13 protein-coding genes are annotated in these 15,142 nt (G+C 70.8%); 10 read left to right on the top strand and 3 right to left on the bottom strand.

From position 1 onward, the window contains the following. The first annotated feature begins 12 nt into the window (after positions 1 to 12). The 6 genes from ACGFMK_RS36900 to ACGFMK_RS36875 all read left to right on the top strand — a co-directional run bounded on the left by ACGFMK_RS36900 (position 13) and on the right by ACGFMK_RS36875 (position 8,358). On the top strand, positions 13 to 2,205 hold the full coding sequence (locus tag ACGFMK_RS36900) for a discoidin domain-containing protein (protein ID WP_392773511.1): 2,193 nt from the start codon (positions 13 to 15) through the stop codon (positions 2,203 to 2,205). Between the two features lie 88 nt (positions 2,206 to 2,293). Further along, positions 2,294 to 3,301, top strand: coding sequence for a LacI family DNA-binding transcriptional regulator (locus ACGFMK_RS36895; protein ID WP_323334255.1), 1,008 nt, complete (start codon positions 2,294 to 2,296; stop codon positions 3,299 to 3,301). 231 nt (positions 3,302 to 3,532) lie between these two features. Further along, positions 3,533 to 4,909: an ABC transporter substrate-binding protein gene (locus ACGFMK_RS36890; RefSeq protein ID WP_392773509.1), complete on the top strand. Its 1,377-nt coding sequence runs from the start codon at positions 3,533 to 3,535 to the stop codon at positions 4,907 to 4,909. Further along, positions 4,887 to 5,861: a carbohydrate ABC transporter permease gene (locus tag ACGFMK_RS36885; protein ID WP_392773507.1), complete on the top strand. Its 975-nt coding sequence runs from the start codon at positions 4,887 to 4,889 to the stop codon at positions 5,859 to 5,861. Before ACGFMK_RS36890 ends, ACGFMK_RS36885 begins: the two co-directional genes overlap by 23 nt. Beyond that, positions 5,858 to 6,727, top strand: a complete 870-nt coding sequence (locus ACGFMK_RS36880) for a carbohydrate ABC transporter permease (RefSeq protein ID WP_392773505.1) — start codon at positions 5,858 to 5,860, stop codon at positions 6,725 to 6,727. Before ACGFMK_RS36885 ends, ACGFMK_RS36880 begins: the two co-directional genes overlap by 4 nt. Before the next feature lie 41 nt (positions 6,728 to 6,768). Next, positions 6,769 to 8,358, top strand: a complete 1,590-nt coding sequence (locus ACGFMK_RS36875) for a glycoside hydrolase family 13 protein (RefSeq protein ID WP_392773503.1) — start codon at positions 6,769 to 6,771, stop codon at positions 8,356 to 8,358. 62 nt (positions 8,359 to 8,420) lie between these two features. Here ACGFMK_RS36875 and ACGFMK_RS36870 read toward each other — a convergent pair whose 3' ends face one another. Next, the gene (locus ACGFMK_RS36870) at positions 8,421 to 9,755 is read right to left on the bottom strand and encodes an LVIVD repeat-containing protein (protein WP_392773501.1); all 1,335 of its coding nucleotides are present in this window, start codon (positions 9,753 to 9,755) and stop codon (positions 8,421 to 8,423) included. 102 nt (positions 9,756 to 9,857) lie between these two features. Here ACGFMK_RS36870 and ACGFMK_RS36865 point away from each other — a divergent pair, with 102 nt between their 5' ends. Then, on the top strand, positions 9,858 to 11,294 hold the full coding sequence (locus tag ACGFMK_RS36865) for an ABC transporter substrate-binding protein (RefSeq protein ID WP_392773499.1): 1,437 nt from the start codon (positions 9,858 to 9,860) through the stop codon (positions 11,292 to 11,294). A gap of 9 nt (positions 11,295 to 11,303) precedes the next feature. Beyond that, on the top strand, positions 11,304 to 11,768 hold the full coding sequence (locus ACGFMK_RS36860) for a hypothetical protein (RefSeq protein WP_392773497.1): 465 nt from the start codon (positions 11,304 to 11,306) through the stop codon (positions 11,766 to 11,768). Between the two features lie 10 nt (positions 11,769 to 11,778). On the opposite strand, the gene ACGFMK_RS36855 is transcribed toward ACGFMK_RS36860, so the two are convergent. Continuing rightward, positions 11,779 to 12,657, bottom strand: coding sequence for a LysR family transcriptional regulator (locus tag ACGFMK_RS36855; protein ID WP_392773495.1), 879 nt, complete (start codon positions 12,655 to 12,657; stop codon positions 11,779 to 11,781). Between the two features lie 70 nt (positions 12,658 to 12,727). Here ACGFMK_RS36855 and ACGFMK_RS36850 point away from each other — a divergent pair, with 70 nt between their 5' ends. Beyond that, a complete protein-coding gene (locus ACGFMK_RS36850; RefSeq protein ID WP_392773493.1) occupies positions 12,728 to 13,741 on the top strand; it encodes an SDR family oxidoreductase in 1,014 nt (337 codons plus the stop codon). Here the strand turns inward: ACGFMK_RS36850 and ACGFMK_RS36845 are convergent. Continuing rightward, positions 13,738 to 14,469 carry an SDR family oxidoreductase gene (locus tag ACGFMK_RS36845; protein ID WP_392773491.1) on the bottom strand — a complete coding sequence of 244 codons (732 nt, stop codon included), beginning with the start codon at positions 14,467 to 14,469 and terminating at the stop codon, positions 13,738 to 13,740. The two genes, ACGFMK_RS36850 and ACGFMK_RS36845, sit on opposite strands and share 4 nt — an antisense overlap. Positions 14,470 to 14,493: 24 nt before the next feature. On the opposite strand from ACGFMK_RS36845, the gene ACGFMK_RS36840 reads away from it, so the two are divergent. Then, entirely contained in the window at positions 14,494 to 15,123 is a 630-nt protein-coding gene (locus ACGFMK_RS36840) for a class I SAM-dependent methyltransferase (RefSeq protein WP_392773489.1), read from the top strand. Positions 15,124 to 15,142: the final 19 nt, after the last annotated feature.

The following is a 15,142-nucleotide window of genomic DNA, read 5'->3' as shown; positions in this document are numbered from 1 at the left end:
GAGGTGACGACGATGTCCCCCATCCCACGGCGCCACGCGGCGCTGCTGGCCGCGGCCCTCGCCGCGTCCGGCCTGACTGTCCTGGTCAGCGGCACTCCGGCGGCCGCAGCGACCTGCCCGACGACGGCGTCCGGCGGTGCCAGCGTGCCCTTCCGGACGGTCGAGGCCGAGTGCTCGGCGACCAACGGCTCGGCCGTCGGCCCCGACTACACGCAGGGCAGCATCGCTTCGGAGGCGTCCGGGCGGCAGGCCGTCCGGATCGGGTCCGGCCAGTACGTCGAGTTCACGCTGCCGGCGGCGGCGAACGCGATCAACGTCCACTACACCATCCCCGACGGCTCGTCCGGGCGGCTTTCGGTGTACGTCGGCGGGACCAAGCTCGGCAGCGGGCTGTCCGTGACGTCCCGGTACTCCTATGTGGACACCGGCTTCATCTCGGGCTCGAAGACGCACCACTTCTTCGACGACGCCCGGCTGCTCTTCGGCCAGAACGCGGCGGCCGGCACGAAGGTCCGCGTCCAGGCCGACTCCGGTGACGTCGGCCAGGCGACCATCGACCTGGCCGACTTCGAGCAGGTCGGCGGCGCGGGCTCGAAGCCGGCGAACGCGCTCTCGGTGACCGACTACGGCGCCACCGCGAACGACTCCTCCGACGACACCCAGGCGTTCCGCAACGGCCTGTCGGCGGCGCGGTCGCAGGGCAAGGAGCTGTTCGTGCCGTCCGGCCGGTTCGAAATCGGGTCGGCACTGCAGATCGACCAGACGACCGTCCGGGGCGCCGGCCCGTGGTACACCGTGTTGCACGGCAACAACATCTTCAACAACGGCAGCGCGTCCGGGAACATCAAGCTGTACGACTTCGCGGTGTTCGGCGACGTCACCGAACGCAACGACGGCAGCCCGGACAACGCGTTCCACGGCGTCCTCGGCACCGGCTCGGTCGTGAGCGGCCTCTGGATCCAGAACACCAAGTGCGGGCTGTGGCTGATGAACGGCGCGTCGTCGAACCTCACCATCGAGAACAACCGCATCCTGGACACCCAGGCCGACGGCGTGAACTTCGACGGCGCGGTGACGAACTCGGCGTTGCGCAACAACTACCTGCGCAACAACGGCGACGACGGCCTCGCGCTCTGGTCCAACGGCCAGGCCGACTCCGGCAACACGATCGCCAACAACACCGTGGTGCAGCCGAACCTGGCCAACGGCATCGCGCTCTACGGCGGGTCGGACAACACCGTCAGCGGCAACCTGGTGCAGGACACCAACGCGCTCGGCGGCGGTTACCTGGTGGCGAACCGGTTCAGCTCGGTGCCGCTGGGCGGCACGGTCACGCTGTCGAACAACACCGCGCTGCGGGCCGGGGCGCTCGACCCGAACTGGCAGTTCGGCGTCGGCGCGCTGTGGTTCGACGCGCGTGACCAGGCGATCACCGGCGTGACCATCCGCGTCACCGGGTTCACCGCGATCCAGAGCCCGTACGAGGCGATCCAGTTCATCGACGGCAACGGGCAGGGCAAGCAGATCCAGGGCGTCACGATCGACGGCGTCTCGGTGCAGGGCGTCGGCACGTTCGTGGCGCAGTCGCAGACGCAGGGGTCGGTGTCGATCAGCAACCTGAGCGCGTCCGGCGTCGGCGTCACCGGCACCTACAACTGCCCGTACCCGGCGTCGATCCCGAAGATGACCTTCGGCGGCTCGGGCAACAGCGGCTGGACCGGCACCTGGACCGACTGCTCGAGCTGGCCCGCGCCGAACTCGGGCCCGCAGCAGCCGCCGCAGTCCGGCAGCAACATCGCGCGGGGCAAGGCGATCAGCGCGTCGGCGTCCCAAGGCGGGTTCCCGCCGTCGAACGCCAACGACGGCAACGCGGACACGTACTGGGAGAGCGCGAACAACGCGTTCCCGCAGACGCTGACCGTGGACCTGGGCGCGGCGGCGTCGATCAACAAGGTGACGCTCAAGCTGCCGCCGTCCTCGGCGTGGGGCGCGCGCACCCAGACGGTGACGATCTCGGGCAGTCAGGACGGCGGCTCCTACACGACGCTGGTGGGTTCGCGCGGCTACGCGTTCGACCCGGCGTCGGGCAACACGGCGTCGGCGTCGTTCTCGGCGACGTCGCAGCGCTTCGTGCGGCTGACGTTCACCGGCAACACCGGCTGGCCCGCGGGCCAGGTGTCCGAGTTCGAGGTGGCGGCCTCGTAGACTCGCATCGTCCGGCAAGCCCGTACCGGTCCCGGGACCGGTACGGGCTTGTCTTACTTTTGCGCGCAGTTGCTGTAAAGTTTCACTCATGACGCGTCGTCTTGCCGAAGTCGCCCGCCAGGTCGGGGTCAGTGAAGCCACGGTCAGCCGGGTGCTCAACGGGCGGTCGGGGGTGTCCGCCAGCACCCGCGCCGCCGTGCTCACCGCGCTGGACGTGATGGGCTACGAGCGGCCCACCCAGCTGCGCGGGGAACGCGCCCGCCTGGTCGGGCTGGTCCTGCCCGAGCTGCAGAACCCCATCTTCCCGGCGCTGGCCGAGATCATGGGCAACGCGCTCGCGCAGCAGGGGTTCACGCCGGTGCTCTGCACCCGGACCGCGGGCGGGGTGTCGGAGGCGGAGTACGTCGAACTGCTCCTGCAGCAGCAGGTGTCGGGCGTGGTGTTCGCCGGCGGCCTCTACGCGCAGTCCGACGCGGTGCACTCGCACTACCACCACCTGGTCGAGCGGCGGCTCCCGACGGTGCTGATCAACGCGGCCGTCGACCACCTCGGCCTGCCCCAGGTGTCGTGCGACGACGCGGTCGCCGTCGAGCAGGTCGTCGGGCACCTCAGCTCGCTCGGGCACGAGAAGATCGGGCTGGTCCTCGGGCCGACCGACCACGTGCCGTCGAAGCGCAAGCTCGAGGCGTTCCAGGCGTACGCGTCGAAGCTCGGCCTGCCGGTGCTGGACGAGCTGGTCGAGCACGGCATGTTCTCCATCGAAGGCGGCCACGCGGCGGCGGCCCGGCTGTACCCGCGCGGCGCCACCGCCGTGCTCTGCGCGAGCGACCTGCTGGCCCTGGGCGCGGTCCGCGCGGCCCGGCGGCAGGGCCTGTCCGTGCCCGACGACGTCTCGGTGGTCGGCTACGACGACTCGGCCCTGATGAACTGCACCGACCCGCCCCTGACGACCACCCGCCAGCCGATCGAGGCGATGGGCCGCGCGGTGGTCGAGCTGCTGGTCAAGCGCATCAACGGCGGCGAGGTGGCGGCGGAGGAGCTGCTGTTCGCGCCGGAGCTGGTGGTCCGGGGCTCGACGGCCCGCCGCATCGCCTGACCCCGCGTTCCCCCGAGGCGCGACGGCTTCCGAGCCGTCGCGCCTTTTTCGCGCGCCCGGGCGCACTGGAGCGTTCGGCGGTACCCACTCGTCTCCGTTCTCTCTCCGGGTCCGACCGCAGCCTGTTCGTAACTTGCAAAGTCTCGTCGGCTTATTGCGTCGATCCGGTCTCACACTTTAGAGTGACCGCAATCACGTGACAGCCGTCGCGACCCCGAGAAGAGGCTTGAGATGAGCAGTCCCTGGTCCCGATCCTTGCCCCGTCGCTTGTTCTGCGTACTGGCCGCAGGTGGCCTCGCACTGGGGGTGGCCGCCTGCGGCGACGACGGCAACACCGCCGCGCCCGGGAGCAAGGTGAAGATCACGGTCACCGGCCAGCCGCCGACCAGCCAGCCGTTCGAGCGCAGCGTGTTCGACGCCGACGTCAAGGAGTTCGAGGCGTCGCACCCGAACATCCAGATCGAGCCCCACGAAGGGTTCATGGACCCGAAGACGTTCTCCGCGAAGCTCGCCGGCGGCCAGCTCGAGGACGTCTACTACGTCTACTTCACCGACCCGGCGCAGATCATCACGCGTCATCAAGCCGCGGACATCACGGAAGCCGCGAAGAGCGTCCCGCACATCAACGACATCAAGCCGGAACTGCTGGACAACTTCCGTGACGCGAACGGCAAGCTCTTCGGCCTGCCGACGATGAACTACACGATGGGCCTGCTCTACAACCGCACGCTGTTCCAAAAGGCCGGGCTCGACCCGAACAAACCGCCGGCGACGTGGGACGAGGTCCGCGAGGACGCGAAGAAGATCTCCGCGCTGGGCAACGGCACCGTCGGGTACGCCGACTACAGCAAGAACAATCAGGGCGGCTGGCACATGACCAGCTGGCTGTACTCGATGGGCGGCGACATCGCCCGCAAGGACGGCGACAAGTGGGTCGCCGACTTCGACAACGAGAAGGGCAAGCAGGCCCTGCAGTACCTGCACGACATGCGCTGGACCGACAACTCCATGGGCGCCAAGCAGCTGCTGGAAGCCACGGACGTGCAGCGGATGATGGGTGCCGGCCAGCTCGGCATGTACATGGCCGCCCCGGACAACGTCCCGGTGCTGGTCAAGCAGTTCAACGGCAAGTACGAGGACTACGGCATCGCGGGCATGCCCGGCGGGCAGGGCACCCTGCTCGGTGGCGAGGGTTACATGCTCAACCCGAAGGCCTCGCCGGAGAAGATCAAGGCCGGCCTCGAGTGGATCCAGTGGAAGTACCTGAACCCGGACCGCTTCGAGAAGCACATCAAGCAGTACGTCGACGGCAAGCAGCCGGTCGGCCTGCCCGCCGAGCCCACCCCGGACGTCTGGCAGGGCGCCGTGCGTGACCAGCAGCTGACGCTGAAGGCCAAGTACGCCAACGTGCCCGCCGAGAACTTCCGGTCCTACGTGGACACCACGAGCAAGATCAAGGGCAGCATCGAGCCGCCCAACGCCCAGCAGGTCTACGCCGCCCTCGACAGCGTCATGCAGGCGGTGCTCACCGACCAGAACGCCAACATCGACCAGCAGCTGTCGTCCGCGTCGTCGAAGGTCAACAGTGTCCTCGCCCAGGTCAAGTAGCCTTCTCGCCTGGCCCGCGACGTCCTCGTCGCGGGCCAGGCGGCCGGTCGCCTCCCCGGAGGACCGCCGCCGGACGAGGTTCCGGCGCAAGCTGAAGGAGAACCTCACCGCGTACGGCCTGCTCTGCGCGGCGCTCGTGGTGTTCGCGCTGTTCTCCTGGTACCCGATCGTCCGGGGCGTGCTGCTGAGCTTCCAGCAGGTCGACTTCGTCAACGCGCCGACGTGGGTCGGGTTCGACAACTTCAGCCGGCTGTTCGAAGACCCGCTGTTCGGCGTCGCCTGGCGCAACACACTGCTGTTCACCGGGCTCGCGCTGGTCTTCGGGTTCGCCGTCCCGTTCCTCACCGCGGTGCTGCTGAACGAGATCCGGCACGCCAAGGCGTTCTTCCGGCTCGCGGTGTACCTGCCGGTGATGCTGCCGCCGGTCGTCACCGCGCTGATGTGGAAGTGGTTCTACGACCCGGGTCCCGGCCTGTTCAACTCCGCGCTCGGCGCGGTGGGGCTGCCCGGCGGGCAGTGGCTCGACTCCTCCACCACCGCGATGCTGTCGCTGGTGTTCGTCTCCACCTGGGCGAACATGGGCAGCACCACGCTGATCTACCTGGCCGCGCTCGGCACGATCCCCGGCGAGCTGTACGAAGCCGCGGAGCTCGACGGCGCCGGGATGTGGCAGCGGCTGCGGCACGTCACGTTCCCGCAGACCCGGTTCGTGCTGCTGGTGCTCCTGCTGCTGCAGATCGTCGCGACGATGCAGGTGTTCACCGAGCCGTACGTGATGACCGGCGGCGGGCCGGACGACTCCACGGTCACCGTGCTGCTCCTGCTCTACCGGTACGCCTTCGTCTACAACGACTTCGGCTCGGCGAGTGCGATGAGCCTGCTGCTGTTCGTCGCGCTGGGCGTGTTCTCGGCGTGGTACGTCCGGCTGACGCGGAAGGCGGACCAGACATGAGGACCCTCGTCTCCCCCGGCTCGCTGCGCAGCCGGCGGGGCAAGGCCGTCTACGGCGTGATCTTCGCCTGCACGCTCGTGGTGTTCGTCCTGGCGTTCATGTTCCCGCTGTACTGGGTCGTCACCGGGGCGATGAAGTCGCCGCAGGAACTGGCGCAGACGCCGGCCACGCTCATCCCGCACGAGTGGCACCCCGAGACGTTCGGCGAGGCGTGGGACCAGCTGAGCCTCGGCAAGTACTTCCTCAACACGCTGATCGTCGCCGGCGGCGCGTGGCTGGCGCAGCTGGCCATCGACGTCCCGGCCGCGTTCGCGCTGTCGAAGCTGCGCCCGAAGTTCGGCAACGTCGTGCTGGGCCTGATGCTGGCCACGCTGATGCTGCCGGCCACGGCCCTGCTGGTGCCGACGTACGTGACGGTGACGGACCTGCCGCTGGTGCACCTGAACCTGATCAACTCGCCGACCGCGGTGTGGCTCCCGGCGGCGGCGAACGCGTTCAACATCTACCTGCTGAAGCGGTTCTTCGACCAGATCCCGGACGAGCTGATCGAAGCGGCGCGCATCGACGGCGCCGGGCCGGTGCGCACGCTGTGGCGGATCATCCTGCCGATCTCCCGGCCGATCCTGGCCGTGGTGTCGATCCTCGCGGTGGTCACCGCGTGGAAGGACTTCATCTGGCCGCTGCTGGTGTTCCCGGACACCGAAAAGCAGACCCTCTCGGTGATGCTGCAACGGGTGGCGATCGACATGCCGCTCAACGTGCTCGTCGCCGGGATGGTGCTGGCCAGCCTGCCGATGGTGGCGCTGTTCCTGGCGTTCCAGCGGCAGATCCTCGCCGGGCTGACCGCCGGCGCCGTCAAGGGCTGAGCCGCGCCCGGGGTTTCCACGACAACTAGGAGGGCACTTCCGTGACCGACAAGACCGGCTGGTGGCGTAGCGCGGCGATCTACCAGGTCTACATCCGCAGCTTCGCGGACGGCAACGGCGACGGCATCGGCGACCTCGCCGGCGTCCGCGCCCGCCTGGACCACCTGGCGCAGCTGGGGATCGACGCGATCTGGTTCACCCCGTGGTACCCGTCGCCGATGGACGACGGCGGTTACGACGTCGCCGACTTCCGCGACATCGAGCCGCTGTTCGGCACGCTCGCCGAGGCGGAGGAGCTGCTCGCCGAGGCGCACGCCCGGAACATCCGGGTGATCATCGACATCGTGCCCAACCACTGCTCCGACGAGCACCGCTGGTTCCAGGCCGCGCTCGCCGCGGGCCCGGGTTCGCCGGAGCGGCAGCGGTTCTGGTTCCGGCCCGGCCGCGGCCCGGACGGCGCCGAGCCGCCGAACAACTGGAAGTCCCGTTTCGGCGGATCCGCCTGGACGCGCGTGCCGGACGGCGAGTGGTTCCTGCACCTCTACAGCTCGCGCCAGCCGGACTTCAACTGGGAGAACCCGGACATCCGCCAGGAGTTCGAGGACGTGCTGCGGTTCTGGTTCGACCGCGGCGTCGACGGCTTCCGCATCGACGTCGCCGACGGGCTGGTCAAGGACCCACGGCTGCCGGACGTCGAAGACGGCGACGAGACGCCGTTCTCCGACATGGAGGGCCTGCACGAGATCTACCGGTCGTGGCGCAAGATCGCCGACAGCTACGCGGGCGAGCGCGTGCTGGTCGGCGAGATGTGGTTGCCGGACATGTCCCGCGCGGCGCGCTACCTGCGCCGCGACGAGCTGCACTCGGCGTTCAACTTCGACTTCCTGGTCTGCCCGTGGGACGCCGGGCGCTTCCGCGACGTCATCACCCGCACGCTGCTGGCGCACGACGAGGTCGGCGCCCCGGCGGCCTGGGTGCTGTCGAACCACGACGTCACCCGGCACGTCACGCGGTACGGCCGGCAGGGTGACACCGGGTTCAGCTTCGCGAACCGCCTGCACGAGCTGCCGGTGGACCGCGAGCTGGGCACCCGGCGGGCCCGCGCGGCGGCGCTGCTGACACTGGCCCTGCCGGGCGGGCTGTATGTCTACCAGGGCGAAGAGCTGGGCCTCTGGGAGATCCGTGACATCCCCGACGAGCTGCGCCAGGACCCGGTGTGGGCCCGCACGAACGGCGCCGACCCGGGCCGCGACGGCTGCCGCGTCCCGATCCCCTGGTCCGGAGACGAGCCGCCGTTCGGCTTCGGCACCGGGGACGCGTGGCTGCCGCAGCCCGCTGAGTGGAGCGCCTACACGGCTGCCGCGGAAGCGGCGGACCCGACGTCGATGCTGTCGCTCTACCGCGACGGCCTGCGGATCCGCGAGGAGCAGCCGGCCCTCGGCGCGGGCGGCCTGGAGTGGCTGTCCCTCGGAGACGGCGTCCTGGCCTTCACGCGGGACCCGGGCTTCACGTTCGTGCTGAACTTCTCGGCCTCCCCGGTGCCCCTACCCGCCGGAGAAGTCCTGCTGGCGAGCGGCCCGATCACGACCGACCTCCCCACGGACACCGCGGTCTGGCTCCGCTCCTCCTGAAAGTCCGTGAATGGCACATTGAGGGACTCTGAGTCCCTCGATGTGCCATTCACGGACTTGGCTTACTTCGTCAGCTGCAGGATGTCGACCCCGCGCGCGTTGTCCGCGACGTACACGTACTTCCCGTGCCAGTACGGCGCCCACGCGCTCGCGTCACCCGGCCGGTAGTAGGCGATCTGCCGCGGGTTCGTCGGGTCGCTGACGTCGAGGAACCGCGTGCCCTGCGCGTAGAACGACTGCACCAGGATCTTGCCGCGGACGTCGAAGTAGTGCGCGGAGCAGTCGTCGGAGGCGGGGTCGCTGCCCTCCTGGCCGTTGACGCCCCAGGTGCCGACGCTCTGCAGCCGGAAGGGCTGCTCGGGTGTCGAACGCCAGCCTTCGCCGTGGTACGAGCCCGCGAGCGACGAGATCGTCAGGACGCCGTCGCCCGCGCAGCCGTCGACGAAGTTCTCTTCCGTCGCGTAGATCAGGTCGTGCCCGCGCCAGGCGCCGTCGCCGGCGCGGGAGCCGGCCGGGTGGAAGCTGTTGTGCATGAACCGGGACGGCGCCGCCGTCTCCGCGATCCCGCCGCCGGCGTACGGGATCGGCTCGTGCGCCGTCGCGCGGCGGATCCTGTTCGACAGCGGGTCGCGGTGGATCCCGGACGTCCAGTAACCACGCACCCCGCCGCGCCCGGACACCCAGGCCACGCCGTCGCCGTCCACCTGGACGTCGTGCACGTAGTCGGTCTTGCCGTCGTTGCGGGCCAGTTCGATCGGCTGCGGGTTCACCTTCGGGTGCCGCGGGTCGCCGACGTCGGTGACCCAGATCGGCCGCCCGCCCCAGTCCGCGGGCTGGTCGTCGGCCTTCGCCGGGCCGCCGGTCCACAGGTAGCGGCAGCCGTCGACGCAGCTGGTGGTGTGCCCGGCCGGGACCTTGACGTAGCTGAGGATCGACGGCGCCTCGGGCTTCGAGACGTCGACGACGTAGATGCCGGACTCGCCGGTGTGGGTGTTGCCCGCGAACGCGCGCGGGTCGCGGGACAGGAACACCAGCTTGCGGTTCCGGTCGACCTCGGTGTCCTCGGTCTCCCACAGCCCCGGCAAACTGACCTGCCCGACCAGCTTCGGCGCGGCCGGGTTCTTCGTCAGGTCGTAGACCTTCAGGCCGAACTCCCCGGAGACGACCATGACGTCGCGGCGGCCGTAGTCGAGGAAGTTGATCGAGATGGCGCCGGCCGCGTCGGGCACGTTGCCCACGGCCTTCACGTTCTTGATCGCGCCGGGGTCACCCGCCGTCCGCGTGGCCGGGACCACGGGTTTGTCGTCCTCGCCGCAGGCGGCGGCCGGCAACCCGGTCGCGACCAGGGTGGCACTGACGGTGACGGCGGCGAAACACGTCCGGAGCCAGGTGCGCACGAATCCTCCCAGAACGCGTGGAGCGTGACGTTCCGAACCGTACGACGGAGATCAACCGGACACAACCGCCTTTGGTTGCCTCCTGACTGGTAGGACTGGCGCATGCGCTTGCTCGCCCTGTTCGCCGTCCTGGCCCTCGCCGTCGCGGGGTGCGCCGACCCCGGCCCGGCCCCCGGCGTCCTGTCCGTCGGCATCCGGGAGCCCGCGACGCTGCTGCCCGCCGACCTCGCCGACCAGGCGGGCCGGCTGGTGACCGGCGCACTGTGGACCCCGCTCGCCGACTACGACGCGGCCACCGGCAAGGTGACACCCCGCGCGGCCGAGTCGATCGAGAGCACCGACCGGGTGCACTGGACGGTCAAGCTGCGGCCCGCGACCTTCCACGACGGCACCCCGGTCACCGCGCAGTCCTATGTGGACACCTGGCGGGCGGTCGCCGGCGAGCACTGGGTGTCGTCGCCGGTGCTCACGAAGTGGTTGCGCGCCCAGGAGATCAAGGCCTCGGGACCGGACGTCCTCACGCTGACGCTCGACCGCCCCTCCGGCCAGGTCCCGGCGCTGCTGTCGGCGCCGGGCCTGGTGCCGCTGCCCGCGTCGGTGCTCGCCTCCCGCGACTGGAACGGCTTCGCGAAGGCGCCGGTCGGCAACGGCCCGTACCGCCTCGACGGGCCGTGGAAACCCGGTTCGGGCGGGACGCTGAAACGCGTCGGCGAGGGCGGTGCCGCGGAGATCGACCTGCGGGTCGGCGAGCCGGCGGCGCAGTACGACGCGGTCAAGGCGGGCACGCTCGACCTCGCGACGGAGGTCCCCGGCGAGAAGCACGAGGCCATCCACGAGTTCGGCGACCGGCACGCGACGTGGGCGCTGCCGCAGGCCGGCTACCTCGCCTTCCCGGTGACCTCACCCGCCTTCGCCGACGCGACGGTCCGCCACGGTTTCGCGCTCGGCGTCGACCGCGCGGCCCTGGAAGCCGGCCCGCTGGCCCACCAGGTCGACCCGGCCAGGGCCCTGCTGCCCCCGGCGGACGCGCCGGGCGAGCGCACGGGCACGTGCCGTCCGTGCAGCTTCGACGCACCGGCTGGCAAGGCGTTGCTCAAGCAGGCGTCCTTCCCCGGCGGCGCGACCGTCTACTTCGGACCGGGCGCCGAGGAGTGGACGCGCACCCTGGCCGTCGGGCTGCACAAGGCCCTGGACGTTTCGGTGACAGCGCAGGCGAGGCCGGCCGCCGGGCCGCTCGACGGACCGTCCACACTGGACGTCAAACTGGCGACGCCGAGCCCGTACGAGCTGCTGTCGACGCTCGCCGAAGCATCCGGCTACACGGACGAGGTCTTCCGCCAGAACCTGGCGCTGGCCGACGCGGCGGCAACGGCCGACGAAGCCGGCCAGCTCTACCGCCTGGCCGAGAACCAGCTGCTGCGCGACCTCCCGGTGGCCCCGCTCTGGTCGGGTCACGGCCACGCCGTCTGGAGCGAGCGGGTCCGCGCCGTCACGACGACACCGTTCACCGGCCCGATGCTGACCGGGATCACGACCTAGGAGAAGCGGATGGAAGACGCGGTGATGGCCCGGGTGACCGCGGCCGTGCAGCGCGGACAGGCCGGTGAGCGGGCGAGCGCCCGCCAGGAGCTGGAGTCGATGTGGGACGGGGTCGAGGGGGACGACTTCCACCGCTGCGTGATCGCGCACTTCCTGGCCGACCTGCAGGACGACCAGCGTGAGGAGCTGCGGTGGGACGAGCGCGCCCTGGCCGCGGCCGACGGCGTGAGCGACGAGCGGGCGCAGGAGTACGACGGGTCGCTGCGGGTGCGGGGGTTCATGCCGTCGCTGTACCTGAGTCTCGCCGACGACCACCGGCGGCTCGGCGACGCGGACCGTGCTCGCGAGTTCCTCGAGAAAGCGCAGGCGACGGCGGACGCGCTGGGCGACGACGCCTATGGCGGCCTGGTCAGCGGCATCCTGGACAAGGTGAGCCGCGCGCTGGCCGAAGGCTCGACCGAACCGCTGACTTAGCCCGCCGCGGTCAGACCGTCGCGTGCTCGACCAGCGTCTCGATGAACGCCGAGGTCAACGGGTCCGGCGCCGCCCGCGTGTACGCCGCCAAGGTCCGCCGCACCGGCACCGACGGCCGCAGCACCCGGCCGTCGAACCGCGCCGGCAGGACGTTCGCCGGGACCAGCGCCGGCCCCAGCCCGGCCGCCGCCAGGATCGGCGCGGCCGCCGTCTGCTCGGTGCGGACCGCCGCGCGCGGCCGGAAGCCCGCCGCCGCGCACGTCGTGTCGACCAGCTCGGCCAGGCCGTTGCCCGGCGCGTAGTGCACCCACGCGCAGTCGGCGAGCGTGGCCAGGTCGACGACGCCGGTCGTGTCGTCCTCCGCAGCGCCGTCCGCGGGCAGCACGACCACGAACTCCTCGACGCCGAGCGTGCGCACCGGCCCGGTCCAGCCGGCAGGCAGCGGGCCGAGGGCGACGTCGGCCTCGCCCGCGGCCATCGCGTCGCGCAGCTCGTCGGCGTGCCGGAACTCGATCAGCCGGACGTCCACGCCGGGCCGGTCGCGCCGCCACACCCGCAACGCGGGCGGCAGCACGCCGAGACTGACCGAATACACCGTCGCGACCTGCAGCTCACCCGCCGTCGTGCCGGACGCGAGCCGGGCGGCGCAGCGCGCTCGCTCCGCGTCGGCCAGCGCCGCCCGCGCGTGCGGCAGCATCGCCCGGCCCATCGGCGTGAGCCGGACCGCGCGCGGCAGCCGTTCCAGCAGCGCCCCGCCGACGCTCTGCTCCAGCGCCCGCATCTGGTGCGACAGCGCGGGCTGCGTCACGTGCAGCTGCTCCGCCGCACGCGTGAACGACCCCGTGTCGACCACCGTGACCAGGTACTCGAGCTGCCGCAGACTCGTCATGAACACAGCTTATCGCTGGACTGACAACCAAGCCTTGGACTTATCCGACGAGTTTGCGCAGGCTGGTCTCATGGAACGCAAGACAGCCCTGGTGGCCGGGGCGAACGGGATCATCGGCAAGAACCTCGTCGAGCACCTCCGGGCGGACGGCGGCTGGGACGTCGTCCGCCTGTCGCGGCGCGGCGGGCCCGGGAACGTCGCCGTCGACCTGCTCGACCCGGCCGACACCCGCGCGAAGGTCGGCGAGCTGACCGGCACGACCCACCTGTTCTACGCCGCCTACCAGGACAAACCGTCGTGGAGTGAACTGGTCGCACCGAACGTGGCGATGCTGGCCAACCTCGTCGACGCCCTCGAGCCTGCCGCCCTCGAGCACGTCAGCCTGATGCAGGGCTACAAGGTCTACGGCGCGCACCTCGGCCCGTTCAAGACCCCGGCCCGCGAGTCCGACGCCGGGCACATGCCCCCGGAGTTCAACGTCGACCAGCAGCAGGTCCTCGAACGGCGGCAGGGGCCGTGGACGTGGTCGGCGATCCGGCCGTCGGTGGTCGGCGGCACCGCGCTGGGCAACCCGATGAACCTGGCGCTGGTGATCGCGGTCTACGCGTCGATCTCGAAGGAACTCGGCCTGCCGCTGCGGTTCCCGGGCAAGCCCGGCGCGTACGACAGCCTGCTGGAGATGACGGACGCGGGCCTGCTCGCCGAGGCGACGGTCTGGGCGACGGGACAGCAGGGCGCGTTCAACATCGCGAACGGCGACCTGTTCCGCTGGCGCGAACTCTGGCCGAAACTGGCCGCGTACTTCGACCTCGACGTCGCACCGCCGTTGCAGATGTCGCTGACGGACGTGATGGCCGACAAGAGTCCACTGTGGACATCGATGGCGGCGAAGCACGGCCTCACGGCGTCGTACGCAGAGGTCTCGGCATCCTGGTCGTTCGGCGACTTCGTGTTCGGCTGGGACTACGACATGTTCGCCGACACGTCGAAGTCGCGCCGCGCGGGCTTCCACACCTACGTCGAGACGGAGCAGATGTTCTACCGCCTCTTCGACGAATTCCGGAAGGCGCGGGTGATCCCCTAACCGCGGCCGATGAACGGCATGGTCGTCGCGGTGATGGTGAGGAACTGGACGTTCGTGTCGAGCGGCAGCCCGGCCATGTACCGCACGGCGTCGGCGACGTGCCGGACGTCGAAGGTCGGCTCGGCCAGGATCCGGCCGTCGGCCTGGGGGATGCCGGCGGCCATCCGCTCGGTCATCTCGGTGGCCGCGTTGCCGATGTCGATCTGCCCGCAGGCGACGTTCCAGGCCCGGCCGTCCAGCGAGATCGACCGGGTCAGGCCGGTGACCGCGTGTTTGGTGGCGGTGTAGGCGACGCTCGCCGGCCGCGGCGCGTGCGCGGAGATCGAGCCGTTGTTGACGATCCGGCCGCCACGCGGGTCCTGGTCCTTCATCAGCCGGACGGCCTGCTGGGCGCAGAGGAACATCCCGGTGAGGTTGACGTCGACGGTCCGCTTCCAGTCCGCGACGGACAGGTCGGCGACGGTCCCGGCCGCCCCGATCCCGGCGTTGTTGACCAGCAGGTCGAGCCGCCCCCACCGGTCGCGGACGGCGTCGAAGAGCGCTTCGACGGACTGCTCGTCGGAGACGTCGGTGGGCACGGCGAGGGCGTTCGGAGCGCCCGCGGCCGTCTCGGTCAGCGCGTCGGCCCGGCGTCCGGCGAGCGCGACCTGGTAGCCGTCGTCGAGCAGAGCACGGGCCACGGCCCGGCCGATCCCCGAGCCGGCCCCGGTCACCACCGCTGTCTTCACCGTCAGGCCTCCTAGACTGTGCACATGGGACTTCGCGACCGCTTCCAGGCCGGGCTCGCCCGGCAACTCGGCCACCCTAGCGGCCTGCGCGGCCGGTTCGTCGGCTCGGCGCTCAACCGCCGGAACCGGGAAGCGGTCGTGAAGGCGGTCGCGGCTTTGGAGCTGTCGGGCGGCGAGTCAGCGCTGGACATCGGCTTCGGCGGCGGCCTCGGGCTCTCCCTTCTGCTGCGGAAGGCGCGCACGGTGCACGGCGTGGAGATCTCCACGACGATGCTCGACCGGGCGCGAACGACGTTCCACCGGGAGATCGGCGAAGGGCGGCTGGTCCTGGGCGAGGGCCCGATGGCGGCGTTGCCGCTCGAAGACGGTTCGGTGGACGCGATCGTCTCGACGAACACGGTCTACTTCGTCGACGATCTCGATGCCGCGTTCGCCGAGATCGCCCGGGTGCTCGCGCCGGCCGGGCGGTTCGTGCTGGGCGTCGGCGACCCGGACCTCATGGGCCGCGCGCGGATGCTGACCGAAAACGGCTTCCGCATCCGTCCGGTCCCCGTGCTGGAAGCCGCGCTGAGCGCCGCCGGGCTGAGTCCGCTCCGGCACGAGAAGTTCGCCCACAGCGGGCTCGGCTTCCACCTGCTGGTCACCCGCAAATGACGAAAGAGGGCCCGGCGGG

The sequence above is a fragment of the Amycolatopsis sp. NPDC049252 genome, assembly GCF_043197175.1.
In the GTDB taxonomy this organism is placed as follows: Bacteria; Actinomycetota; Actinomycetes; order Mycobacteriales; family Pseudonocardiaceae; genus Amycolatopsis.
This window is presented reverse-complemented; position numbering and strand designations above follow the sequence as displayed.